Origin of the sequence: Erythrobacter sp. R86502 (assembly GCF_042466465.1) — a bacterium.
Taxonomy (GTDB): Bacteria; Pseudomonadota; Alphaproteobacteria; order Sphingomonadales; family Sphingomonadaceae; genus Erythrobacter.
In genome coordinates this window covers 738,953-762,996 of record NZ_JAXHCJ010000001.1, presented here as the reverse complement: position 1 = coordinate 762,996, position 24,044 = coordinate 738,953, and the positions used below count along the sequence as shown (strand labels likewise).

General features: G+C 63.1%; 24 protein-coding genes. 7 read left to right on the top strand and 17 right to left on the bottom strand.

Annotated features, from left to right (window positions below; translation table 11 throughout):
- Positions 1–15: 15 nt before the first annotated feature.
- From SJY33_RS03650 to SJY33_RS03640, 3 genes are all read right to left on the bottom strand, one after another.
- Positions 16–1,242, bottom strand: coding sequence for a serine hydrolase domain-containing protein (locus tag SJY33_RS03650; RefSeq protein ID WP_379921206.1), 1,227 nt, complete (start codon positions 1,240–1,242; stop codon positions 16–18).
- A gap of 68 nt (positions 1,243–1,310) precedes the next feature.
- Positions 1,311–2,702 carry a cryptochrome/photolyase family protein gene (locus SJY33_RS03645; RefSeq protein ID WP_379921205.1) on the bottom strand — a complete coding sequence of 464 codons (1,392 nt, stop codon included), beginning with the start codon at positions 2,700–2,702 and terminating at the stop codon, positions 1,311–1,313.
- Between the two features lie 222 nt (positions 2,703–2,924).
- Positions 2,925–3,857 (bottom strand): metal-dependent hydrolase, encoded by a 933-nt coding sequence (locus tag SJY33_RS03640; protein ID WP_379921204.1) that lies wholly within the window; start codon positions 3,855–3,857, stop codon positions 2,925–2,927.
- A 109-nt stretch (positions 3,858–3,966) separates the two neighbouring features.
- Between SJY33_RS03640 and SJY33_RS03635 the strand changes: the two genes are divergently transcribed.
- Both SJY33_RS03635 and SJY33_RS03630 read left to right on the top strand, forming a co-directional pair.
- Positions 3,967–4,917, top strand: coding sequence for an alpha/beta hydrolase (locus tag SJY33_RS03635; protein ID WP_379921202.1), 951 nt, complete (start codon positions 3,967–3,969; stop codon positions 4,915–4,917).
- On the top strand, positions 4,914–5,393 hold the full coding sequence (locus SJY33_RS03630) for an RNA pyrophosphohydrolase (protein ID WP_379921201.1): 480 nt from the start codon (positions 4,914–4,916) through the stop codon (positions 5,391–5,393). Before SJY33_RS03635 ends, SJY33_RS03630 begins: the two co-directional genes overlap by 4 nt.
- 5 nt (positions 5,394–5,398) lie before the next feature.
- On the opposite strand, the gene SJY33_RS03625 is transcribed toward SJY33_RS03630, so the two are convergent.
- The 5 genes from SJY33_RS03625 to SJY33_RS03605 form a co-directional block, all read right to left on the bottom strand.
- Positions 5,399–5,899 (bottom strand): tetratricopeptide repeat protein, encoded by a 501-nt coding sequence (locus tag SJY33_RS03625; protein WP_379921200.1) that lies wholly within the window; start codon positions 5,897–5,899, stop codon positions 5,399–5,401.
- 62 nt (positions 5,900–5,961) lie between these two features.
- The gene (locus SJY33_RS03620; protein WP_379921199.1) at positions 5,962–7,140 is read right to left on the bottom strand and encodes an RsmB/NOP family class I SAM-dependent RNA methyltransferase; all 1,179 of its coding nucleotides are present in this window, start codon (positions 7,138–7,140) and stop codon (positions 5,962–5,964) included.
- Positions 7,141–7,149: 9 nt separating this feature from the next.
- A complete protein-coding gene (guaB, locus tag SJY33_RS03615; RefSeq protein ID WP_379921198.1) occupies positions 7,150–8,604 on the bottom strand; it encodes an IMP dehydrogenase in 1,455 nt (484 codons plus the stop codon).
- A 97-nt stretch (positions 8,605–8,701) separates the two neighbouring features.
- Positions 8,702–10,207: a M20/M25/M40 family metallo-hydrolase gene (locus SJY33_RS03610; protein WP_379921197.1), complete on the bottom strand. Its 1,506-nt coding sequence runs from the start codon at positions 10,205–10,207 to the stop codon at positions 8,702–8,704.
- Positions 10,204–10,956, bottom strand: coding sequence for a 3-hydroxybutyrate dehydrogenase (locus tag SJY33_RS03605; protein WP_379921196.1), 753 nt, complete (start codon positions 10,954–10,956; stop codon positions 10,204–10,206). Before SJY33_RS03605 ends, SJY33_RS03610 begins: the two co-directional genes overlap by 4 nt.
- A 103-nt stretch (positions 10,957–11,059) precedes the next feature.
- Between SJY33_RS03605 and SJY33_RS03600 the strand changes: the two genes are divergently transcribed.
- Both SJY33_RS03600 and SJY33_RS03595 read left to right on the top strand, forming a co-directional pair.
- Complete coding sequence (locus tag SJY33_RS03600; protein ID WP_379921195.1) at positions 11,060–11,926, top strand: neutral zinc metallopeptidase; 867 nt, start codon at positions 11,060–11,062, stop codon at positions 11,924–11,926.
- 5 nt (positions 11,927–11,931) lie between these two features.
- Positions 11,932–12,438 (top strand): hypothetical protein, encoded by a 507-nt coding sequence (locus tag SJY33_RS03595; RefSeq protein WP_379921194.1) that lies wholly within the window; start codon positions 11,932–11,934, stop codon positions 12,436–12,438.
- A gap of 90 nt (positions 12,439–12,528) precedes the next feature.
- Here SJY33_RS03595 and sdhA read toward each other — a convergent pair whose 3' ends face one another.
- The 3 genes from sdhA to sdhC are packed head-to-tail and all read right to left on the bottom strand — an operon-like array spanning position 12,529 to position 15,176.
- Positions 12,529–14,397: a succinate dehydrogenase flavoprotein subunit gene (gene sdhA, locus SJY33_RS03590; RefSeq protein ID WP_379921193.1), complete on the bottom strand. Its 1,869-nt coding sequence runs from the start codon at positions 14,395–14,397 to the stop codon at positions 12,529–12,531.
- Positions 14,397–14,783 carry a succinate dehydrogenase, hydrophobic membrane anchor protein gene (gene sdhD / locus SJY33_RS03585; RefSeq protein WP_379921192.1) on the bottom strand — a complete coding sequence of 129 codons (387 nt, stop codon included), beginning with the start codon at positions 14,781–14,783 and terminating at the stop codon, positions 14,397–14,399. Before sdhD ends, sdhA begins: the two co-directional genes overlap by 1 nt.
- Before the next feature lie 12 nt (positions 14,784–14,795).
- Positions 14,796–15,176 (bottom strand): succinate dehydrogenase, cytochrome b556 subunit, encoded by a 381-nt coding sequence (gene sdhC / locus SJY33_RS03580; RefSeq protein WP_379921190.1) that lies wholly within the window; start codon positions 15,174–15,176, stop codon positions 14,796–14,798.
- A 108-nt stretch (positions 15,177–15,284) separates the two neighbouring features.
- Between sdhC and SJY33_RS03575 the strand changes: the two genes are divergently transcribed.
- Together SJY33_RS03575 and SJY33_RS03570 are read left to right on the top strand one after the other, a co-directional pair.
- Entirely contained in the window at positions 15,285–16,010 is a 726-nt protein-coding gene (locus SJY33_RS03575) for an SDR family NAD(P)-dependent oxidoreductase (RefSeq protein ID WP_379921189.1), read from the top strand.
- Positions 16,000–16,926: a 50S ribosomal protein L11 methyltransferase gene (locus tag SJY33_RS03570; protein WP_379921187.1), complete on the top strand. Its 927-nt coding sequence runs from the start codon at positions 16,000–16,002 to the stop codon at positions 16,924–16,926. The genes SJY33_RS03575 and SJY33_RS03570 overlap by 11 nt, the downstream gene beginning before the upstream one ends.
- Before the next feature lie 9 nt (positions 16,927–16,935).
- On the opposite strand, the gene SJY33_RS03565 is transcribed toward SJY33_RS03570, so the two are convergent.
- A complete protein-coding gene (locus SJY33_RS03565) occupies positions 16,936–17,520 on the bottom strand; it encodes a DUF1989 domain-containing protein (protein ID WP_379923510.1) in 585 nt (194 codons plus the stop codon).
- Positions 17,521–17,795: 275 nt separating this feature from the next.
- Between SJY33_RS03565 and SJY33_RS03560 the strand changes: the two genes are divergently transcribed.
- Positions 17,796–18,467, top strand: coding sequence for an SDR family oxidoreductase (locus SJY33_RS03560; RefSeq protein ID WP_379921186.1), 672 nt, complete (start codon positions 17,796–17,798; stop codon positions 18,465–18,467).
- On the opposite strand, the gene SJY33_RS03555 is transcribed toward SJY33_RS03560, so the two are convergent.
- The 5 genes from SJY33_RS03555 to recN are packed head-to-tail and all read right to left on the bottom strand — an operon-like array spanning position 18,464 to position 23,968.
- Positions 18,464–18,961: a CinA family protein gene (locus tag SJY33_RS03555; protein ID WP_379921185.1), complete on the bottom strand. Its 498-nt coding sequence runs from the start codon at positions 18,959–18,961 to the stop codon at positions 18,464–18,466. The genes SJY33_RS03560 and SJY33_RS03555 overlap by 4 nt on opposite strands.
- Positions 18,961–21,030 (bottom strand): NAD-dependent DNA ligase LigA, encoded by a 2,070-nt coding sequence (gene ligA, locus SJY33_RS03550; RefSeq protein WP_379921184.1) that lies wholly within the window; start codon positions 21,028–21,030, stop codon positions 18,961–18,963. The genes SJY33_RS03555 and ligA overlap by 1 nt, the downstream gene beginning before the upstream one ends.
- Entirely contained in the window at positions 21,020–21,400 is a 381-nt protein-coding gene (locus SJY33_RS03545) for a putative quinol monooxygenase (protein WP_379921183.1), read from the bottom strand. Before SJY33_RS03545 ends, ligA begins: the two co-directional genes overlap by 11 nt.
- A 4-nt stretch (positions 21,401–21,404) precedes the next feature.
- Positions 21,405–22,304, bottom strand: coding sequence for an alpha/beta hydrolase family protein (locus SJY33_RS03540; RefSeq protein WP_379921181.1), 900 nt, complete (start codon positions 22,302–22,304; stop codon positions 21,405–21,407).
- The gene (recN, locus tag SJY33_RS03535) at positions 22,301–23,968 is read right to left on the bottom strand and encodes a DNA repair protein RecN (protein WP_379921180.1); all 1,668 of its coding nucleotides are present in this window, start codon (positions 23,966–23,968) and stop codon (positions 22,301–22,303) included. Before recN ends, SJY33_RS03540 begins: the two co-directional genes overlap by 4 nt.
- Between the last annotated feature and the right edge of the window lie 76 nt (positions 23,969–24,044).

Genomic DNA, 24,044 nt, shown 5'->3' with positions numbered 1-24,044 from the left:
TCGGCTTCCGGCCGTTCACTCCACCTCTGCAGCGATCTTGCGGCTCATATCAAGAAGCTGCCCGCGTTCGGAACCGCCGCTCGCCGTGGCCCAGTTGCCTATATAGGCAACCACGACACGCTTGTCAGGGAACAGCGTGATACCCTGCCCGAAGATCCCCTGCGCACCATAGGTGCCTTGCGGATAGGTCCACCACTGGTAGCCATAGCCAAAGCCGCTGCTCCCGAAATCGACGGCGCTGTCGGTCGCCTCGGCGAACCAGCCATCGGGCACGATCCCCTTCCCGCCTTCAAGCGCGAACTGGCCCATGCGCGCATAATCGGCCAGTGTGATCGACAAACAGCATCCGCCGATATTCCCGCCGCGCGGGTCGACCATCCAGAACAGATCGCCTTCAAACCCGGCAGGTTCGACGATCTTGGCCATGGCATATTCGGCCAGAGGCAAGCCCACGGCATTTTCCACCAACACGCCGATCAGATTGGTTTCCCCGGTCTTGTACACCCATTTCACCCCCGGTTCCGCCTCACGCGGAAGCGCTTTCATCTGGGCAACGATCGCGTTGGCGCCGTGTTCAACGACGAAGCGGTTCATCTGCGCAACATCGCTGTTGGGGTCTGTGTAGTCTTCGTTCCATTTCACGCCGCTTGTCATCGTGGCAAGCTGGCGCACGCTCACACCGTCATAGGCCGAACCTGCCAGACCCGGAATATAGGTGGTGACCATGTCATCAAGGCTGGCGATGTGACCATCCCTCACCGCGGCCCCAAGCAGGGTGGAAGTGAAGCTTTTCGCCACTGAAAAACTGGTCCAGCGATCCTGGGGTCCCATGCCGAGGCTGTAATGTTCAAACCGCACCTTCCCATCAACCAGCACGATGATGCCGGCGGTTCTGGTTTGCTCCATCAAAGTACGCAGCTCGGCTTCGGTCGCAGGATCAAGCGGTGCGCCGCGCACCAGTTTGCGCGGGACAGTCGCAGCGGGAACTTCGTGCCCTGCAAACCACTGCTCCATTGCGCGAAACCGCTCGGCGCGCTGCGCGTCCGACCAGAACAGCACCTGAAGATCGGCAGCATCGCGCGCCGGGGGCTGCACAAGCCGGGCCGCAGGAGTGGCAGGGCCCACCATCGCCGCGCCTGCCTGCGACGTGCCCGGCGCAACGCAACTCGGCATCAGCACCGCGCCCAGCGCCAGCGGCGCAAGCCGTGCCATCATTTGTGCAAACCGGTTGCTGCGGCCCATCGTCTTGTTCCCCTTGCCTTGTGTTTGGCCACGCATAGGCGGAGCGGGCGGGTTCGGGCAAGCCTCGCCTAACCGCTCTTCATCGCCTTCAGCGCATCGAGCGCGCGTTCGCGTGCAGCCTTGTGCGCGATGATCTTGCGGGGATAGGATTGCGGTCGCTTTCCGGCATCTTCGGGATCATGAATGGCCGCGTCGTCCAGCCCTTTCAGTTCGGGCACATATTCGCGGATATAGCGCGCCGCATCGAATTTTTCCGACTGGGTCAGCGGCGCCATGATCCGGCTGAACATGTTCGAGTCTACCCCGGTGCCCGCGGTCCACTGCCAGTTGGTTGCATTCGATGCGTAGTCGGCATCAACCAGACAATCCCAGAACCATTTTTCGCCTTCGCGCCAGTCGATCAGCAGATGCTTGATCAGGAAGCTTGCGGTGATCATCCGCACGCGGTTGTGCATCCAGCCGGTCTGCCACAGCTGGCGCATCCCTGCATCGACGATGGGATAGCCGGTGCGGCCCTGCTGCCAGGCCTTAAGGTCGCTGGCGGCGTCATCGTCACTCGCCGGATCGCGCCAGGCGAAGCGGTCGAAGTCCTCACGATAATTTTTGGTTGCGTAGTCGGGGAACTGGCAGATGGCGTTCTGCGCATAGTCGCGCCAGATCAACTCGCCTTCGAAGGTGCGCCACCCGTCGGAACGCTTGTGCTTGAACGCGTGCCAAATCTGGATCGGAGAAATCTCGCCCCAGTGCAGATGCGGGGACAAGCGCGAAACCTTGTCGACGCTGGGAAAGTTGCGCTTGTCGTCATAGTCGTCGACATCGGCTTCCCAAGCCTCAAGACGTTCGTGCGCCGCGTCCTCGCCCACCTGCCAGAATTCGCGCATTCCGCCTGACCAGTCAGGTTTGGTGGGAAGCAGGTTCCACGAAGCAAGGTCGTCGCTGTCAGGCCATTCCGATGGCGAGGACAGAGTTTCGGGCGCGGGCAATTCATCGCGCGGAGGAAACTCGGTGCGCATGGCGCGGCTGAAGGGGGTGTATATCTTGTAGGGCCCTCCGCTGCCGGTGGTGATGCTGCCAGGCGGCATTAGGTAGTTGCTGTCATACAATTGCAGGTCGCAGCTTTCGGCAAGCTTGCCCTGCGCCTTGCGCCACCAGGGTTCGTAATGGCGATTGGCGTGAATGGTGGTCGCGCAGGTTTCCTTGGCCAGCTTGGTCAGTTCCTCCACCGCATCCCCGCGCCGCAGGATCAGCCGGGCGTGCCGCTGAGCGAGACTGTTGGACAGGCTTTCGAGCGAGTGATGCAGCCACCACCGCGACGCGCCGCCATAGGCGTGGTGCTGGGGTGCGTCGTCGTCGAGGACATAGACGCACACCACCGGCCCGGCCTTGGCGGCGTGGTAGAGTGCAGGATTATCGGCGAGGCGAAGGTCGCGCCGCAGCCATACGATTTGGATTTGGGGCATTGGTTTCTCTGATTGAACGCTTCCAACACCAAACGCTGTCATGCTGAACTTGTTTCACCTCTAGTGAACTTCGTTTCCAGCACCCATCCGGCAAAATCGGGCGGAGGCGCGTGGGGCAAATGTATCCTGGAAGCGAAGCTGTGCCTGCACAAACAAGTTCAGGATGACGGAGAAGGCAAAGCCTCAAACTGTACATCCGGCAGCGCGAGGCTGTGCTCTCATTCAATCAATGATCCGGCATCCTCCCGGAATAGCGACAGCGAAACGCTCCTTCACGCGCTCGTCGGTAAATCGGGCATCGCCGATCCAGAACTCTCCGCCATTGCGCTTATGTACATATGGCGCTCTTGACCAGAAGAGGAAAGCGTCGATCTGCGGGTCTTTCTTGCGCGCCTTTTCAAGGTCACAACCAGCGACATTGTAGCCATCCAGCCATGGTTCCTTTCCAGGAGTCGCGACGTACCATTGCCCAGTTGAAGGATTGCCAATCAGCTTTTCGCGCTGCCAAAACGCAAACGGAATCGGCGCCGCTATGGCGACCACATCAGGTCGGCCGCTCTCAGCCAGTAGAGATTGCTCGACTGACGCGGTGATCGCCCCATTCACCCCGATATACGCCAGCGCCGCCGCGATCCCCGCCCGCGCAGGCCACATCCATTCACCGTCCGCCTTTTCCCGCCGCCGCGACCACCAGACGGTGCCGATCAGCAACGCCCAAAGCCACGGGTCGATGATGAACAGCGTATCGCCATAAAACCACTGTGAGGAAAACGGCTCCAGCAGGCGGATGCCATAGACATTGAGCCAATCGAAGAAAGGGTGGCTGAGGCACCCCATGAAGGCCATCGCGTAAAGCCAACCAAACCGCACCGGTGGCCGCCTCTCCGGCCGCGTGCCGCGCTTGCTCTGCCAGCGGTCAAAGGCCCACAAGATCCCCGCCAGAATCAAGGGCAGCAGCACCAGCGCGGGTGGGCCGTGGGTGATGCCTCTCCTGAAGGCGAGATGCTCGGTGCCCTCCAGCCAGAAGAAGCACGCCGCATCCACGTCGGGCAGGTTCGCGCCGATAATCAGCGCGGGCATGGCGAGGCCAGTGGTGCGCTTCAGCCCCGCCTGCCCCATGACCGCGCCGACAAGGCTATGTGTCAGATTGTCCATCGCTTCACTGGCTAGCGCGCCGCAAGCCTCCACGCGAGTGCAAATGCGCTTGGCACTTGCGCCCGCGCTCGCCTATCGCATCACAAAACCGTCCCGGGAGAGACATGCCATGACCGACACGCCTTACATCCGCCCCGACATGAAGGGCTTCCTCGACATGATGGCGGCGGTGAACGGCCCTAAGCTTGCGGACATGACGCTGGAAGAAGCCCGCGCATCCTATCAGGCGATGCATGGGATCGCCGACCGTCCGGCCCGCGCATTGCCCGTGATCCGCGATCTTGCCTGCCCTGGCCCCAATGGCGACATTCCGCTGCGCCTTTACGATGCCCGCGAAAACCGTGACGAAGCCGCGCCCGTTGTGATGTTCTTCCACGGCGGCGGATTCGTTATCGGCGATCTCGACACGCACCATGCGCTCTGCACCGAAATTGCCGCGTTGATCGACCTGCCGGTACTGGCCGTACATTACGCCCGCGCGCCCGAAGCGCCCTTCCCCGCTGCGATCCTCGATTGCGAGGCGGCGACGCGGTGGGTGGCGGGCAGTCCTGCTGACCTTGGCCGCATCGCCAACGGCATCATCACCATCGGCGACAGCGCCGGTGGCAATGCCGCGGTCGTCGTTCCGCAGATGCTGGAAGCAAATCCTGCAGCGGTGCCCGTGGTGCTGCAAGTGCCGATCTTCCCGCTGGTCGCTGACGCAAACGGTTCGGTCAGCATGGCGGCATTCTCCGAAGGCTTCTTGCTGACCGCCGACACCATGGGCTTCTTCGATGCGGCCTACGGCGCCGACCGCGCCGATCCGCGCGGTTTCCCGATCCTTGCCGACCACAGCAACGCCCCGCCCACCATCGTCGTTACCGCCAGCCTTGATCCGATCCGCGATTCGGGCCGGGAATATGCCAAGGCGCTGGTCGATGCCGGGCGCGATGTGGTGTTCCTCGAAATGCGCGGGGTGACGCACAGCTTCACCAACCTGCGTCAGGCCGTGCCCAGCACGCAGGCCGATCTGGAACGCATCATCGCTGCGATGCAGTTCATGCTGGCGAACCCGGCATGAACCGCGAAACCCTCCCCTATCGCCCCTGCGCAGGGTTCATGCTGATCAACGCCGAAGGTTTGGTCTTCGTCGGCCAGCGCATCGACCCGTCGGCCCACGGCTTCTGGCAGATGCCGCAAGGCGGGATCGACCAGGGCGAGGATGTCCGCGCCGCTGCCCTACGCGAACTCGAGGAGGAAACTGGCATTGGCGCGCATCTGGTCGAGGTGATCGCCCCGGCCTCACGCACCATCGCCTATGACTTGCCTGACGAGTTGCTCGGCAAGGTGTGGAAGGGCAAGTATCGCGGGCAGGAACAACACTGGTTCCTTGGCCGCTTCCTTGGCACCGATGCCAATATCGATTTGAACGCGCACGAACCGGCCGAGTTCAACGAATGGCGGTGGATTGCACCGGGCCTGCTGCCAGAAGTGATCGTACCGTTCAAACGCGACGTGTACGAAGCCGTCCTCGCTGAGTTTCGCGACCTGATCTGAACCGATCAGTTGCTGGCAGGGGCGGTGTCGTTGTTGCTTTCAATCGCGAGACGCGGTGACGGGCCGCGGGCAATGCTGCTTTGCAATGCCATGGTTTCAGGGCATCCGTTCCCGCACAGCGATTGCAGCTTGGCAAGGTTCAGCTTGGCCTTTTCAACCGCGCCCTTTTCAACCAGCGCCGTACCTTCACCCGAGATAGCGGCAAAATTGTCCGGGTCGCGGTCCAGCGCCTCACGGTAATAGCGGATGGCCTTGCCCTGAAGACCCTGGAGCTGTGCGGCTTCGGCAAGGTTGACAAGGACGGGCGTATGGCCCGGATCAACGGCAAGCGCAGCTTCGAACGCATCGGTCGCCGCCTGCGCTTCTCCCGCGGCAAGCGATGCCTGACCCTGCGCAATCAGTGCCAAGGCACGGGGATCGGGCTGCCCGGTATCATCTGCGCTGGTGATGCTTGCCGAAATGGCAAGGCACAGCGAGAGAACAGCAGCAGCAGGCGCAAAACGCATTAGAAGCTCCTTCAGGGCATGGGACCGGGAACCGGAAGGCGGGGTCATACCATGCGAAGCTATCATGGTGAACGCAAGCAGGCGATGAAAAAACCATCCGTGCCGTCATGATGCGGATCAAGACGCACTCCGCCGCCGCGCGGACGGCCCAGCGGCAGCGACAGCGACTCGCTGCGCCAGCCGGGATGCTGCGCCAGAAACGCTGCGACACGGTCCGGGCCTTCGGCATCGAGCACCGAGCAGGTGACAAAGCCGATCGAGCCGCCGGGGCGCACCAGTTGCGCCGCCAACGCCAGAACGTGATCCTGCAAGGCATTGAGCCGCGCCAGTTCTGCCGGATCAAGCCGCCAGCGCCCTTCGGGGCTGCGCCGCCAGGTCCCGCTGCCCGAACAGGGCGCGTCCACCAGCACGTGATCGGCCTTCCCCGCCCACGGGCCCAGCGCCCGCATTTCGCGGTTCGGATCGAGCAGCACGATATGGTCAACCGCCGCGCCCGCACGCGCCGCACGCGGTGCGAGATTGCCCAGACGGCGCTTGTCGGTGTCGGCTGCGATGATGCTGGCCGCGTTGCCCAGCCGCGCTGCAAGCGCCAGAGTCTTTCCGCCGCCGCCAGCGCACAGATCGATGATGGTATCGCCTGCTGCAATCGGCAGCGCTTCAACAATCAGCTGGCTGCCCAGATCCTGCACTTCAAACGCGCCGTCGGCGTAGCCGTCCCATTGTTCGGCTGCCGTGCCGGACGGGAACCGGAGGCCCTGTGCAGAGACCAGTTCCTCCCCCTGTTCGGGCAACGTCAGGCTTGCCCTGTCTGCTTTCAACGCATTGACCCGCAGGTCAAGCGGCGCACGGCCCAGCAGTGCGGCGATTTCCACCCCCCCGAGATCTGATGCGCGCAAGGCCGCAGCCAGCCACTTGGGCGCAAGCGCGGATTTGGCCGCTTCCTCCCCTTCACCGCGCGGGGCGGGGCCGTGAGGTGAATCATCGAACAAGGCTGCGACCGCCTCGTCCTGCACGGCCACGGCCAGCATCGCAGCGCGTCCGCTTTCGGGCACAGGTCCGCACAGGCGGATGGCGCGGTACACCAGATCGCGGACCGCTCTGCGGTCCTTCGACCCGGCATAGCGGCGTGCGCGGAAGTAATCGGCGATAATACGGTCGGCGGGCGCACCTTTCCCCCGCGCGGCGGGAATGATGGCATCAAGCAGCTCAATCGCCGCCTGGACTCTAGCGGCGGGTGTCATATTGCGACCTCAGCGTGTGGGATAATTGGGAGCTTCACGGGTAATCGCCACGTCATGGACATGGCTTTCCGAAAGGCCGGCATTGGTGATGCGCACGAATTGCGCGCGTTTCTGCAAATCGGCGATGGTATGCGATCCGGTATAACCCATCGCTGCCTTGATACCGCCAACCAGCTGGTGAACAACATTGGCGGCCGGGCCCTTGAACGGCACCTGACCTTCGATCCCTTCGGGCACCAGCTTCATTGCGCTGACATCCTGCTGGAAATAGCGGTCAGCCGATCCCCGCGCCATGGCGCCAACCGATCCCATGCCGCGATAGGCCTTGTAGCTGCGCCCCTGGTAAAGGAACACTTCGCCGGGGCTTTCGGTGGTGCCCGCCAGCATTGATCCGATCATCACCGACGACGCGCCCGCGGCAAGCGCCTTGGCCGCATCGCCGCTGGTGCGAAGGCCGCCATCGGCGATCACCGGCACGCCCGATCTGGCGGCTTCGGCAGCGCTTTCCATGATGGCGGTCAATTGCGGGACGCCCACGCCTGCCACTACCCGGGTGGTGCAGATCGATCCGGGGCCAATCCCTACCTTCACCGCATCGGCGCCAGCATCAACCAGCGCGCGCGTGGCTTCTGCCGTGGCGACATTGCCCGCGATCACCTGCACGCGGTTGGACAGCTTCTTCACCCGTTCGACCGCGCGGGCAACTTCGATGTTGTGGCCGTGCGCGGTGTCGATTACGATTACATCGCACTCGGCATCAACCAGTGCCTCGGTGCGCGCAAAGCCCGCGTCGCCAACGGTTGTCGCTGCGGCGGCACGCAGACGGCCAGTGCTGTCCTTCGTTGCGTGCGGATAATTCACCGCCTTTTCGATATCCTTGACCGTGATAAGGCCGATGCAGCGAAACGCATCGTCCACCACCAGCAGCTTTTCGATGCGGCGTTGATGCAGCAGACGGCGCGCTTCTTCTTGCCCTGTGCCCAGCGGGACGGTGGCGAGATTTTCGGTCGTCATCAGCTCGCGCACGGGCTGCATGGTGTTTTCGGCGAAACGCACATCGCGGTTGGTCAGAATGCCAACCAATCGCCCGCCAGCATCGACGACCGGGATGCCGCTGATCCGGTGCAGTTCCATCAGCGCCTGCGCTTCGCCAAGCGTCGCGTCGGGACCGATTGTGATGGGGTTGACCACCATGCCGCTTTCATAACGCTTCACCGCGCGCACAGCCGCGCACTGCGCATCGACATCCAGATTGCGGTGCAGCACGCCGATCCCGCCCAATTGCGCCATCGCGATTGCCATGTCCGCTTCGGTCACGGTGTCCATCGCGGATGAAAGCACGGGGATATTGAGCGCAATATCACGCGTCAGCCGGGTCGAGGTATCGGCCATGCTTGGCAACACACTGCTTTCCGCAGGGCGAAGCAGCACGTCATCGAAGGTAAGACCGAGCGGGATATCCATGAGTGCCACTTTCTGAGAGCCGAAACAGCGTTCTCCCCGCTTCTGTGATGCGTTGGAGAATCGTGGCGGCCCATGTAACCGCACTTGCGCAATTGCGCTAGGGCTGCGCGGCGGTGGCCATCGGATAGCGTGCCGGATCGGCCAGCACACGGATCAGGTCTTCGTGAAGCAGAAGGTCATCGATAGCCCCGCCAAGCTCGACATCATCGGCTTCATCGCGTGGCCGATGATATTTCGCGCTCAAAAACGGGCCCAGAATGCTGGTCGAACCATAGGTGCTCGATACAAGCACGCTGGGAACGCCTTTCTGTAACAGGGCCCAACCATCCTGCCGCTGGACAAAGCTGTCGGCCAGTGTCTGGTCGCCCAAGGTGCGGCCATTGCGGGCAATGGCTTCGATGATGGCGGCATCCAGCGGCGTGTCAGCACGCCCGATGACGCCGACGGGGCTTCCCGCGGGCGCCACGGCGACCATGTCGAAATTGAGCGCCGCAACAATTCCCGACAAAGGCACGGGCGACGTCATGGCAAAGCCCCGCGCCCCCAACAGTCCGGCTTCTTCCGCGGTGGTGGCGAGCACATAAATGTCGCGGCCATGGGGCCCGGCGGCCTTCAGACGCTGCGCCAGTTCGAGCATGGCGGCAACCCCGCTGGCATTGTCGGCCGCGCCGTTGCAGATACGATCGGCAGCATCAGGCGCACCGCATTCGCCAAGGTGATCCCAATGCGCCAGCAAAAGGATAATACCCGCGTCCGGCACCGTACCCGGAATCCTGCCCAGCAGGTTGTAGCTAGTAAATTCGCGCCGTTCAGCAGCGGCTTCGATCGACACGGCCAGATTGAGTTCGAGCGGTGCAAAATCGTCCGCCCTGGCATCGCTTTTCAATCTGTCCCAGATGCGACTGCCGATCAGATCGGCCAGAATGGCATCGGTCACGAAAGCGGAAAGCGTATCTTCTTCTTCGCTGGCAAGCTGCAGCTTTTCCCGCGATTCGGCATTGCGCACGATCGCCAGCGTCGCTGCATCAGGCACCACGGTCACAACGGCGGTTGCGCGTTGGCGAAACAGCGCCTCGCGCCGGGCAGCGCCGCGTCCGGGATCGGCGAGCATCACTGCCACCGCGCCCGCCAGACGGTCGCCAAGAACCGAACCGTCACCATATCCCACGAACACCACCGGCACGCCTGTACCCGGCCCGCTGATCGCCAGCGCGCGCCGCCGGGGCGTGAAGACCGCAGCCGCCGTTTCGGGAACCACAACTTCGCGGTTGCCCCGGGTCATCGTCATACTGCCGGACAATGGCGTGGTCGCCACCAGATCAACCGGCATGCGCCATTCGCTGCCGGGATCATTCGTGCCCGACACCAGTCCCACCTCGCGCATGCGTTGCTCAAGGTAGGAAAGCGTCTTGTCTTCGCCTTGCGTACCCGTTTTGCGCCCGGCGAATTCATCGCTGGCCAGAACGGCGATATCGGCTCGCAAGCGTTCAGCGATGCCAGCGCGCTGGGCATCGGCCGACATAACCGTCGGCACGGTGGCACATCCTGTCAGCCAAACGCCTGCCAGCGCGGCAAAACACAATCCAAAACGCCGCAGGATCATTCGGCCGTCCATCCCCCATCAAGGGCATAGTTTGCGCCGGTGATATTGCGCGCCGCATCGCTGCACAGGAACACCGCCAGCGCGGCGACGTCTTCGGGCAGAACGAAGCTTTTGGTGGGCTGCTTGGCCAGCAGCACGTCATTCATCACCTGTTCGCGGGTCATACCGCGTGCCGCCATCGTATCGGGGATCTGGTTTTCCACCAGCGGGGTCCAGACATAACCGGGCGAAATGCAGTTCGCCGTGACACCGCAGGTCGCAAGTTCCAGCGCTACGGTCTTGGTGAGGCCCGCCAGCCCGTGCTTGGCCGCGACATAGGCGCTTTTGAAAGGAGACGCGGTGAGCGAATGCGCGCTGGCGGTGTTGATGATCCGCCCCCAGCCCTTCGCCTTCATCCCCGGCACCGCCAGCCGCGTCGTATGAAACGCCGCCGACAGGTTGAGCGCGATGATCGCGTCCCATTTTTCAGGCGCAAAATCCTCAACCGGGGCGACATGCTGCATCCCGGCATTGTTGACGAGGATATCGACCGGGCCGACATCATCCATCATCGCCGCTATCGCATCAGGCTGCATCAGGTTCGCGCCGTGGAACGTCGCACCGATATCCTTGCAAAGCGATGCAATTTCGTCGGCATCACCCAGCCCGTTGAGAATCACTTCGGCACCCTCATCCGCGAGCGCGCGGGCGATGGCTAACCCGATTCCCGACGTAGAACCGGTGACAAGCGCACGCCTGTTCTTGAGCATTCGCCGCATCTCCTGCACGTTCGGCCTCTTGGCGCTGCTTTTGCCGCACCCAAAGCGGCTGTCCAGCACTTTGCGACCGAACACGATGAACGGAGAAATTTGTATGCGACTGGGGCCGTTCGATACGTCCAAGATCAATGTACGGGGCAGCGAAGGTGGCGGCGGGATCGGTGCTGGCGGTGTCGGATGCGGCACATTGGTCATCGCCCTGATCGGCGCGGTGGTGTTCGGGATCAATCCGATGCAGACCATCGGAATGGTTGAAGGCCTTCAGCAGCAGACATCAGCGCCCGCGCAAGGCGGCGGCAGCGGCCTTAGCGAACAGGAAGTCTGCACCCGCAACGCCTACGCCACCGAGGCATGCAATGCGCTTACCAATCTGGATGCGACCTGGCAGGCGACCTTCGCGCAGGAAGGTATTCCGTTTGAACAGCCCTTCCTGCACCTGTTCGCCGGCGGGGTGCGCACCGATGGTTGCGGCAGCGCCACATCGGCGTCGGGGCCGTTTTACTGCCCGGCTGACAAGGGCATCTATATCGACACGAGCTTTTACGATCAGCTCGCCCGAATGGCGGGGACCGGCGGCGATTTTGCGCGGATCTATGTAATCGCGCATGAATACGGGCACCATATTCAGAACATCACCGGGCTTGCCAGCCAGGTGAGACGCGCCCAACAGCAGAACCCGTCGTCGGCAAACCAGTTACAGGTGGCGATGGAGCTGCAGGCCGATTGTTACGCCGGCATGTGGGCAGGCAAGAACCGCGACCTGATCGAATCGGGCGATCTGGAGGAAGGCCTGCAGGCTGCCAGCGCGATTGGCGATGATACGTTGATGCGCAACGCAGGGCAGCGCATCAATCCGGAAAGCTTTACCCATGGCACCAGCCAACAGCGCATGTCCGCGCTGAGACTGGGGCTCGACAGCAGGGACAATGCCGCCTGCGACGTTTTTTTTGAAGGAGCCTGATGGAAATGGTCCGTATTATCCCGCTTGCAGCGATGCTTGCCGTGTCTTGCACGGGCGCGACCGCTGCGTTTGCGCAAACAATGCCCGAACCGGACATGACAGAAGTTGCCAAAACCCCTTTGCGCGATCTCAATATCGATGGGCGCGATATCCCCGAAGTTCTGGTGGCTGCGGCTGCCGATCCCTATGCCTTACCCGCTGGCGGCACTTGCAATGCGCTGGTCTCGGAAATCGCGGCGCTGGATACGGTGCTTGGTGCGGATTATGATATTGCCAATGATGACGGCAATGACCGCTTCAGCCAAGGACGGATCGGCCAGAGCGTGGTGGGATCGATCCTGCCGTTCCGCGGCATCCTGCGCGAAGTGACAGGCGCTGCGGGCAACGACCGGGCACTGCGTGCGGCCTATACCGCAGGAATGGTCCGGCGGTCGTTCCTGAAGGGATTGGGCCTTGGCAAAAGCTGCGCCTACCCCGCGCAGCCCAAGGAACGCAGCATCGCTGCCGAATAATCAGCGCGCCGCACCAACGATAGCCAAAGAAAAAGGCCCGGTCCCATGGGGGGAACCGGGCCTTCGATTTTTGCGGCCTGATCGGCAGAATCAGTAAACACGGGCCTTGGGCTCGATATACTTGATATCGTCGGTCAGCGTGTATTCGTGCACCGGACGGTAATCGATGCGGCTGTTGCTGCCGCGACCGCCCCAGCCATCGAACCATGCGATGGTGTGCTTCATCCATTCCGCATCATTGCGCTCAGGGAAGTCTTCGTGCGCATGCGCGCCGCGGCTTTCCTTGCGATTGGCCGCCGATGCCATCGTGACGTTAGCCTGGCTCATCAGGTTGTCGAGCTCCAGCGTTTCGATCAGATCGCTGTTCCAGATCAGCGATTTGTCGGTGACGTGGATGTCTTCCATCCGCTTGTTCTGTTCGGCCAGCTTCGCCACGCCTTCGTCCATCAGCTTCTGATCGCGGAACACGGCGCAGTGCTTCTGCATCGCCTTCTGCATTTCGCTGCGGATCTGCGCGGTCGGGGATCCGCCCTGAGCGTAACGGAAGTGATCCAGACGGGTCAGTGCAAAGTCGGCGCTGTCGGCGGGCAGTTCAGGCTGCTTGGCCTTGGGCTGCAGATTGTCGCGCAGATGGTGACCGGTCGCGCGGCCGAACACCACGAGATCGATCAGCGAGTTCGAGCCGAGGCGATTGGCGCCGTGCACCGAAACGCACGCCGCCTCGCCCACGGCATATAGACCGGGGATGACCGTGTCCGGGTTGCCATCCGGACCAAGGGTGACGACCTGTCCGTGGTAGTTACACGGAATACCGCCCATGTTGTAATGCACCGTCGGGGTGACGGGCAGCGGCTGACGGGTCAGATCGACGCCGGCAAAGATCTTGCCGCTTTCGGTGATGCCCGGAAGGCGCTGCGCCAGCACGGCGGGATCGATATGGTCGAGGTGAAGGTAGATGTGATCCCCTTCCGGCCCCACGCCGCGCCCTTCGCGCATTTCGAGCGCCATCGAACGGCTGACGACATCACGCGAGGCGAGATCCTTCGCTGACGGCGCATACCGCTCCATAAAGCGTTCGCCTTCGGAGTTGGTGAGATAGCCACCCTCCCCGCGCGCGCCTTCGGTGATGAGCACGCCCGCGCCGTAGATGCCGGTCGGGTGGAATTGCACAAACTCCATGTCCTGCAGCGGCAAGCCCGCGCGCAGCACCATCCCGCCGCCGTCGCCGGTGCAGGTGTGGGCGCTGGTGGCGGTGTAGTAGCAACGCCCGTAGCCGCCGGTCGCCAGAACGACAGACTGCGCACGGAAACGGTGGATCTTGCCATCATCTAGGCACATCGCGATCACGCCGACGCACTGCTTCACCCCGTCACGCTCATCCATGATGAGGTCGAGCGCGAAATATTCGATGAAGAAGTCCGCGTCGTACTTCAGGCTTTGCTGATACAGCGCGTGCAGCATGGCGTGACCGGTGCGATCGGCCGCGGCGCAGGTGCGCTGCACCGGCGGGCCGGCGCCCATGTTCTGCATGTGACCGCCGAAGGGGCGCTGGTAGATCGTGCCATCCGCATTGCGGCTGAAGGGCACGCCGGCATGTTCCAACTCGTACACAGCGGCAGGCGCTTCACGGGCAAGATATTCGATCGCGTCCTGATCGCCCAGCCAGTCCGACCCCTTGACGGTGTCGTACATGTGCCAGGTCCAGTGATCGGGCGAATTGTTGCCCAACGATGCGGCGATCCCGCCCTGCGCTGCCACGGTGTGGCTGCGTGTGGGGAACACCTTCGAAATGTTGGCGGTGCGCAGGCCGCTTTCGGCCGCGCCCATCGTCGCGCGCAGGCCCGATCCGCCTGCACCAACAACCACCACGTCATAGGTGTGATCGATGATCGTGTATGCGCCCGTCAGATGCGCGCCGCCCACGTCGTTGGCGGTGCCCCTTGGTGCTGCGGTAGCCATCAGGCCTGTCCTCCGAATGCAAGGCTGGCGACGCTGAAGATGCCGAACGCGCCGCCGCCGATAGTTGCAAGGTTGAGCGCCGAGATCGCAGCAAACTTGCTGCCGGCGTCATGAATGTAATCCTCGATCAGAACCTGCAGCCCCAGCCGCGCGTGCCAAAACACGCTCAGCAGCAGCAGGATCATCGCCGTGGCCGAAAGCGGCGCAGACAGCCACTTTACCACGTTGGCATAGCCATAGTCGCCCAGCATCACGAGGCTGACGAGCAGCCACACCATCAGCACCACGTTGCCGATTGCGGTGAAACGCTGCACCAGCCAGTGATGCGGGCCATGATGCGCAGCGCCAAGGCCGCGCACCCGTCCGATGGAAGTTCCGTTACCCATATCGCGTCTCCCTCAGCGCAGCAGGATCAGGGCCCAGAAGGCCGCGGTAAGACAGATTGCGATAATCGGCGAAGCGATCGACCACAGACGGTTGGTGTCGAGTTCATAGCCCGCGCCGATATCCAGCACGAAGTGGCGCATCCCGCTCATCATGTGCGTGAAGAACGCCCAGCTCAGCCCAACCAGGACGAGCATGCCGATCGGCGATCCCATCACACCCTGGAACGTGGCGTAAGCGTCAGGCCCGCTGGCCAGCGCGCCCAGCCACCATAGCAGAACGCCAAGGCCAATCAGCGCCATGCCGTCACCGGTGGCCCGGTGCAGGATCGATACCAGCATATGCGGCCCCCAGCGCCACACCTGCAAATGGGGAGAAAGCGGTCTTTGGTTCATGGTGATCCCAGTTATACCTCGAATTGGCCTCCCCACTTAGCGTCGCTGACGCATGAGGCAAGCCGCGAGCGGTGGACACAGCTTGCAAAGTTTCGGATAGGCGCTTGCATGGGACACATTCTTGTAACTGGATCAAGCCGCGGAATCGGCAAGGCGGCGCTGGAAATGCTCACCGCAAAGGGTGCGCAGGTCATCGGACACGCATCGCGCCCGGTCGCGCCATTGGCCGGCGCGGTGCCGGTCATCGCGGCCGATTTCGGCGATCCGCTCTCAGTGCAATCGCTGTGGGAACAGGCTCTGGATCTGGCAGACGGCGAAATTGACGCCGTGGTCAACAACGCCGGACGGTTCGAAGCAAACCGGCTTGACCGTTCGGATATCGAATGGCTGGACGCGTGGGAAGATACGCTGCGCGTCAATCTCACCGCCGCAGCGCAGCTGTCGCGCTTTGCGGTGCTGCACTGGCAGGAACGCGGCTTTGGGGGACGGCTTGTCCACGTGGCAAGCCGCGCTGCCTATCGCGGCGACAGCCCCGCGCACTGGCACTATGCCGCTGCCAAAAGCGGGATGGTGGGGATGCACAAGACCATCGCCCGCGCCTATGCCAAGGACGGTATCCTCAGCTTTGCCGTCACCCCCGGCTTTACCGACACCAGCATGGCAGATGATTACCTCGCCAGCCGTGGGGGACCGGGTTTGCTCGCCGATATCCCGCTGGGACGCGTTGCCACACCTGATGAAATCGCCGCGATCATCGCGTTCTGCGTGTGCGATGCGCCCCCCAGCATGACCGGCGCCGTGATCGATGCCAATGGAGCCAGCTTTGTCCGATAGCACCACATGGAAGTTATCGCTCTTCGCGCCCAAGCCGATCGTGCAGGCAGCGCTGCTGGCGCATGATCTGATCGATGACTGGGACAGCGAACTGGTGATTGCCGGGCGCGAGGTCGCAGAAGACCAGCCCGACGACTGGGTGCTTGAAGGCTGGTATCCGCGCAAGCCCGGCAACGCTGAAAAAACCGCGCTTGCCGGTCTGTTCGATGGCTCAGCGCCCAAAGTGGTCGTGGAAAAACTGCCTGCAGAAGACTGGGTCACGCTCAGCCAGCACAACGCACCGCCGATCCGTGCGGGACGGTTCCATGTCCATACCCCCGATTACCCTGCCGATCCCGAACTGATCGATTTCACGATCCCGGCGAGCCAGGCGTTCGGGACCGGCCAGCACAAGACAACCGCCGGATGTCTGGAAATGCTGGGCGCGATGAAGGACAGCGGCGTTGCGGCACGCAACATCGCCGATATTGGCACCGGCACGGGGCTTTTGGGGTTTGCCGCGCTCGCCCTGTGGCCGCGAGCGCTCCTGACGCTGACCGATATTGATGCGGTGTGCGTTGGCGTGGTGGAGGAAAACGCGCGCCTCAACGCTGTTCCCATGGGGGCAGCGCGTGGTGAGGCGGTGATGATCGTGGCCGACGGCATGGACGATCCGCTGCTGCAGGTGCGCGGTCCGTACGATCTGCTCATCGCCAATATTCTGGCGGGCCCGCTGGTCAGCCTTGCGCCCGATTTTGCCAAGGCGATAAGCCCGAAAGGCAGCCTGCTTCTGGCAGGATTGCTGGCCGGCGAGCAGGAAGACGCCGTCAAACGCGCGATGCACCGCGCTGGCTTCCGCATGGCAGCCCGGTTGCAGCGCGGCGATTGGGCGATCCTGTGGCTGCGACGCCGCAGCACCCGGCGGCCGGCGCGATAGACGCAAAACTCAGCCTGCGCGTTCCACCGCATAGTCAATGGGCTTGAACGTCCCGCCGTTGGAGGCATAGGCCGAACACGCCGTAAGGCCAATCACCAGATCCATTTCGGCGCGAAAACGCACGATATCGCCCGGCTTTGTCGCAGGGGGAAGAACAGAAATCCTCCCGCCTTCCCCCACGGGCACGTGCATGAAAACGTTGAAAGCGGTGGGGATCATGTCCGGCGTCACGCCATAAGGTTCCAGCGCCTCGGCCAGATTGCCGAAACATCCGCGATGCAGCGGCTTGTCAGGATAAAAGTGGCGGAACGTATCGTAAGAACAGGGCGTCAGCAGAAAATCGTGATGCGGCGCTGTGTCCTCGATGATCGTCAGCATCACCTGCGATCGGTTCGACCACAATCGCGAACCCTTGGATAGCGTTATGCTTTCTTCGTAATCGAAGGTTCGTCCGTTCGACAGGATTTCGCCGGGATCGCCATCGGCAACTGCGATCAGATCGCTCACCTGACCGCCTTCGGGATCGCAAACGGTCAGGATATCCCCCTTGGCCAGCTTGAAAGCGGTGCCGGTGCGCGGTGCAATACGCTCCATCATGGTGTCTCCTGAAGGTCTGCGCGCCGCGTTACGTGCAGCGCCATAAGAATGGTTCGATGCGTGCCCTTATCCGATGCACCGCGATTTGTTCCGTCGTGTGACCCCGCAAGGGGCGCCGCGAATGTCGTGCACGCGAACGGCCTATCCCATATGCGCACCATATCGCCCCGCGCCCTCCAGCGCAGCCAGTATCTATAGCGAATGCGCCATGGAACTCTGCAGGGCAGGCGGGCTTGATCCTGGCACACAAGCCACAAAACAGGAGACAACTTATGGCCCGCACCCTTCTTATCACCGGCGCTTCGTCCGGCATCGGCGCTGCCACTGCCCGCGCTGCCGCTGCCAAGGGCTGGAACGTCGCCATGCTCGCACGTTCGGCAGACAAGCTCAGCGAACTTGCCAGCGAAATTGGCGACAGCGCGCTTGCGCTGACCTGCGACGTGACCGACCGCGATGATCTGGGAGCCGCGATCGAAAAGACCGCCAGTCATTTCGGCGGCATTGATGCCGTTTTCGCCAATGCAGGGAAAGGCGTGTCGAACCCCGGGATCGAAAAGGGCGATCCGCAGGAATGGCATGACATGATTCATCTCAACATCATGGCCGTCCTCTACACTGCACATGCCGCGATGCCACATTTGCGCAAGACCAAGGGTCATTTTGTCGTGACCGGATCAAAGGCCGGGCGTGATCATATGAAGGGATCGGTCTATTCGGCGACCAAGTGGTTCATTCACGGCCTGTCGGAAAACATTGCCGAAGAAATGCGCGAATGGGGCGGCCGCGCCACCGTCATCGCGCCGGGCATGGTCAACACCGCCTTTTTCGACGAAGCAAAGCCTGAAAAGCTGCAGCCCGAAGATGTGGCTGCGGCGGTCATCTTTGCGATTGAACAGCCCGAAACATCGGCAATTCGTGAAATTTATCTGATGCCGAATGATTAAGGCTGCAACAGCGCGTCTTCCAGCAATGCCAGCGCGTTGCGGGTAAACGCGCCCATATTGCCGATGCGGTCTTCGCTGGCAGTGTCGAGGACGCGGACATGTTCGCCTCCCGGCCCTGCCAGCGCGGCCACACTACGGCCGGCTGGCGCGCCGCTCGGATGCGTCGATCCGCCGACTGATCCGCTTTCAGCGAGCCCCCAGTCCGCATCGAAATTGTCGCGGATGGCACGGGCCTGCAGCAACGCGTAATCTTCGGTCGCTCCGCGCATCCCTGCATAGGCATCCCGCGGCAATCCGAACAACAGGTCACGGGCGCGAAAAGAATAAACCACCCCGCCCCCCACAAAAAAGTCGAGCGCGCCCGGCACTGTCAGCAGCGTGGCGGCAATCAATCCGCCCGTAGCGCCATCGGCAGCCGCCACCTTTTCGCCGCGCGCCCGCAACATGTCCGCAATGCGCAGCGCCTGAGGGTTAAGGTCATGCAGCAGGTCCATCAGCTTCCCAGCGCTTCTGCCACCAGCGCTGACCAGCCAGCTTCGTCCATCGTCTCGATGCCCAGCTCGGCGGCTTTTTTCAACTTCGAACCCGCGCCCGACCCGGCGACCAGCAGATCGGTTTTTGCGCTGACGCTTCCCGCCGCCTTGGCGCCCAACCGTTCGGCCTGCGCTTTGGCTTCATCGCGGCTCATCGTTTCCAGCTTGCCCGTGAACACGACGGTCTTGCCCGCAACACGGCTGGCGATGGTCTTGACCTCGTAGCGCGGCGGCGCCACTTCGCTGAGAATATCTTCCCATACCGCCACATTGTGCGGTTCATGGAAGAAATCGCCCAGCGCTTCGACCACTGATGGGCCGATGCCGTCGATCGCCGTTAGTTCGGCTGCCGCCTCGGCATCGCCGTCACGCGCGCGTTCGGCCTGAATACGCAGATCTGGCAGCGTGTGCAGATGTTTCATCAGATCGCGCGCGGTCACTTCGCCGATGTGGCGAATACCCAATCCGAACAACAGCCGCGCCGCATCGGGCACGCGCTTCGCTTCGATGGCTGCCAACAGGTTATCCACAGACTTGTCCTGCCAGCCTTCAAGGCCAAGAATATCACTACGGCGGGCCCGCAGCCGGAAAATATCCGCCGGACTTTCCAGCCACCCCAGCGCAAAGAACTGTGCGATGGTCTTTTCGCCCAGACCTTCGATATCGAGCGCCTTGCGGCTGACGAAATGTTCGAGCCGCTGGGTGCGCTGTGCCGGGCAGATGAGGCCGCCGGTGCAACGCACATCGACCTCGCCCTCTTCGGCCACCGCTTCGCTGCCGCATTCGGGGCAGTGATCGGGGAAGGCGAAGGCAGGGCGTTCCTCCTCGCGGGTGAGGTTTTCGACCACCTGCGGGATCACGTCGCCAGCGCGCTGGATCACCACGCGGTCGCCGATACGTAAGGCGAGCCGCGCGATCTCGTCACGGTTGTGCAGCGTGACATTGGTGACGGTCACGCCGCCTACCAGCACCGGGGCGAGCCTGCCCACCGGGGTCAACTTGCCGGTGCGGCCCACCTGGATGTCGATGCCCTGCACCGTGGTCTCCGCGCGTTCCGCCGGGAACTTGTGCGCCAGCGCCCAACGCGGCGCCTTGGCGACGAAGCCCAATCGCTCCTGCCAGTCGAGCCGATCGAGTTTGTAGACCACCCCGTCGATATCATAATCGAGCCCCGGACGCGCCGCGCCGATGGTGTCGAAATGCGCGACCAGGGCATCGGCCCCGCCCTCGATCCGCGTGAACAGCGGCGAGACGGGAAAGCCCCATTCGCGCAATTTGGCCACCACCTCGCTTTGGGTCACCCCCGGCACGGCGGACGCCGCGCCCCAGCCATGTGCCCAGAACCTTAGCGGGCGCTTCGCCGTGACGCCTGCATCCTTCTGCCGCAGACTTCCGGCAGCCGCATTGCGGGGGTTGGCAAACAGCTTCCCGCCCGCTTCATGCTGCGCAGCATTGAGCGCGGTAAACGCCTGTTTTTCCATGTAGACTTCGCCGCGCACTTCGAAGACATCTGGCACACCGTGGGGCAGTGTTTGCGGGATATCGGGAATGTGCGCAACATTGGCGGTCACGTCTTCACCCACCTGCCCGTCCCCCCGTGTCGCAGCGCGTACGAGTTGACCGTTCTCGTACCGCAACGAACACGACAGGCCATCAATCTTGTCTTCAGCCGTGCATGCAAGCGGCTCGCTGTCAGGCAGGTTCAGAAACCGCCGCATCCGCGCCAGCCACTCGGCCACGTCCGCTGGCGAAAAGGCATTGTCGAGGCTCATCATGCGAACCTCGTGGGCAACCTTGCCCAATGGCGAGGCGGCAATGCCATGGCCGACCTTGCGCGAAGGGCTGTCGGCGCGAACCAGATGCGGAAAGTTGGTTTCCAGTTCCGCGTTGCGGCGCACCAGCGCGTCGTATTCGGCATCTGTGATTTCGGGCGCATCCTCGGCGTGATACAGCCGGTCATGCCGCGTAATCGCACGTGCCAGCCGCATCAGTTCGTTGGCGGCTTCGGCTTCGGAAAGGTCAGCCGACATGGTTTACCGGGCGCGTTTCAGCGCGCAGGCCGAAGCCCGCAATCAAAGGGCGGGCGCGGGCTATCGCGGCTTGCACGGCGGCAGGCTTGAGGCTTTTGGCGTGGTCGGTGCGGGTTCGCCAGACTTCGGTGATCCAGATCAGATCAGGGTCGGCCAGATCTTCGGCCACCAGGTAAAGCAGGTTCCCTTCCATCGCCGCTGAGGCTTCGATCAGGATGGCGATCAGTTCTTCGCGTTTGCCCGGCGCGGCGGTGAGTTGGCCGATCAGTCCGTAAATCTCTTCCATGTCCTCTCCTGCGCCAATCAGCGGCGAATGCGCCGCCAGCAGAGCCAGTGCTGCCGCACCGATAAATTCGCGGCGCGCCATCATCGGCTCAATCCCCTTTCAGCACCGCCATCATCGCGGCTTCGTTGGCTTTATAGGCGTCGGCGCCAGGGGTGATGATGGCAAAATGGCTCGCGCCTGCATTTTCGCGCACGGCCACACGCGCGCCGCCGCGTGCGGCTGCTGCTTGCGTTGCGGCAGATGGCGCGGGGAGCTTGGCCTGCACGAACAGCAGATCGGCCAGCCGGGGCGCGTGAATCACGGGCGAGATGGCGGCATAGCGCGTTCCCGCAGCTTCAGACACAGCACCGATGAACGGGTCGACAGCGGAAAACTGGCACAGCGTATCGAACGCCGCACGTTCCGCTCCGACATCGCCCGGCCCGTCGAGCACAATCGCAGCACGGGCGTTCACAGGCGCACGGACACCCACAGGACCGCTGGCATCCTGCCCGCTGGCAAGCCATTGCGCCGGCAACCCGCCAGCCGAATGACCGACCAGTGTGACACGCGCACGATCAATGGGGTAAGCCGCCGCCATATCGTCGATCAACCGCGCCGAATCTGCCCAATCGGCAAATGATCCCGGCCAGCCCCCGCCATCGCCCACCTCGCGGTAATCGACATTCAGCGTCGCGATACCCTGCTGCTGCCAGCGCGTTGCAAGCGGGGCCATGTAAGCCTGGCTGGCGATCCCGGTCTTCCAGCATCCGCCGTGATAGATCACCGCCAGCGGAAACGGCCCCTCTCCTGCAGGCAGGCGCAATTCGGCAAACCCGCGCGCATGATCGGCATAGCGCAGGATCGCATCGGGCGGAGAGGCGGCAAGGTTTGCATCGGTGCCGTAGGTTGCGTTGTTGGGCTGCACCGCGGACGGCGCGTTCTGCCGGTCAGCCGTTACGGGGGCACAGGCCGCGGCGAACAGCAGGACGGGAAGCCAGCGCATCATACCCCCTCCAGCAGCCGATCCGCCTGCGCCCGCGCTTCGGGTGTGACTTCGGCGCCCGACAGCATCCGGGCAATCTCCTCCTGCCGCCCGGCATGGTCGAGCAGCACCACCGATGTCTTCGTCACCGTGCCGGTGGAAGCCTTGGCGATGAAATAGTGCTGCCCACCCCGCGCGGCGACCTGCGGGCTATGCGTTACCGCCAGCAATTGCCCTTCGCGCGCCGCCAGCCGCGCCAGCCGCTCACCAATCGCAGAGGCCACCGCCCCGCCGACGCCGCGGTCGATTTCATCGAAGATGATCGTCGCCGCCCCGCCCTGTTCCGCCAGGGCGACCTTCAACGCGAGGATGAATCGCGACAATTCGCCGCCCGATGCGATCTTGCCCAGCGGCGCAAAGTCCGCGCCGGGGTTGGTCGAGATCAGAAACTCCACCGCGTCCATCCCGCTTGCGCCCCAGCGATCTTCGGGCAGCGGAGTTATCGCAGTGCGGAACCGCGCGGCGTCCAGTTTCAGCGGTGCGAGTTCTGCCGCCACGGCGCCATCCAGCTTGTTTGCGCCCGCCACCCGCGATGCGTGCGCTGCTTCGGCCGCAGCGACGTAAGCCTTGCGCGCATCCTTGGCCGCGGCCTCCAGCGCATCAAGTTGCGCTTCTCCGCCCTCAATCGCGTCCAACCGGCTGCGCATGGTGCGCATCAGTTCAGGCAGATCGTCAACCTCGCAGCGATGCTTGCGCGCAGCAGCGCGAAGTTCGAACAAACGGGTTTCAGCGCGTTCCAGTTCCAGCGGATCATGCACCAGCGCCTCGGCAGCGGAGCGCAGCTTGTCTTCCGCCTCGCTAGCCTCGATTACCGCGCGGTCGAGCGCAGCCAAGGCTTCCGCCAGCAAGTTGTGCTGTTCGGCAATACGATCGAGCTTGCGCGCCGCCACCCGCAGCGAAGCCAATGGCGAATCCGAACCTTCCCACAGGTGGCGCAGCGTTTCGAGATCGCCCGAAAGCTTTTCGCCCTTCTGCATATCCGCCCGCGCCCCGGCGAGCCGCGCTTCTTCGCCCGCGACAGGTTCCAACGCGGTCAGTTCGCCCAAATGGGCAATCAGCAGGTCCTGATCGGCCTTGGCCTGATCGACCACGCTGCGCGCTTCTGCCAGCTGGGCTTCGGCCTTGGCCCAGTTGGCATAGGCGCGTTCAAGCCCGGCGGTATCGGTTCCGGCATAGCGATCCAGCAGCATCCGGTGCCCCTTGGGGTTCACCAGCCCGCGATCATCGTGCTGGCCGTGCAGTTCGACCAGCGCAGGCGCCAATTCGCGCAGCAGCGCAACGCTGGCAGGCGAATCATTGACGAACGCCTTCGATCCGCCATCAGCCTTGATCTGCCGGCGGATCAACAGCGGTTCGCCCGGTTCAATGGCAATATCGGCATCATCAAGCGCCGCCGCGATCCCGGCAGGCAGCGTGACAAATTCAAAGCTGGCAATGACGCTGGCCTTGTCTGCGCCGCTGCGCACCAGCGATGTTTCCGCCCGGCCGCCAAGGATAAGCCCCAGCGCATCAAGCAGGATCGACTTGCCCGCCCCCGTCTCCCCCGTCAGCACGCCAAGCCCGCGCGCGAAATCGAGATCGAGCGCTTCGATAAGGACAATGTTGCGGATCGAAAGCCGGGTCAGCATGGGTATCCGGGCAGATAGCGCACCCTTGGCGGCACGTCACCACCGCAAGCAGGGCAAATCCCCGTCGCTGATCGAT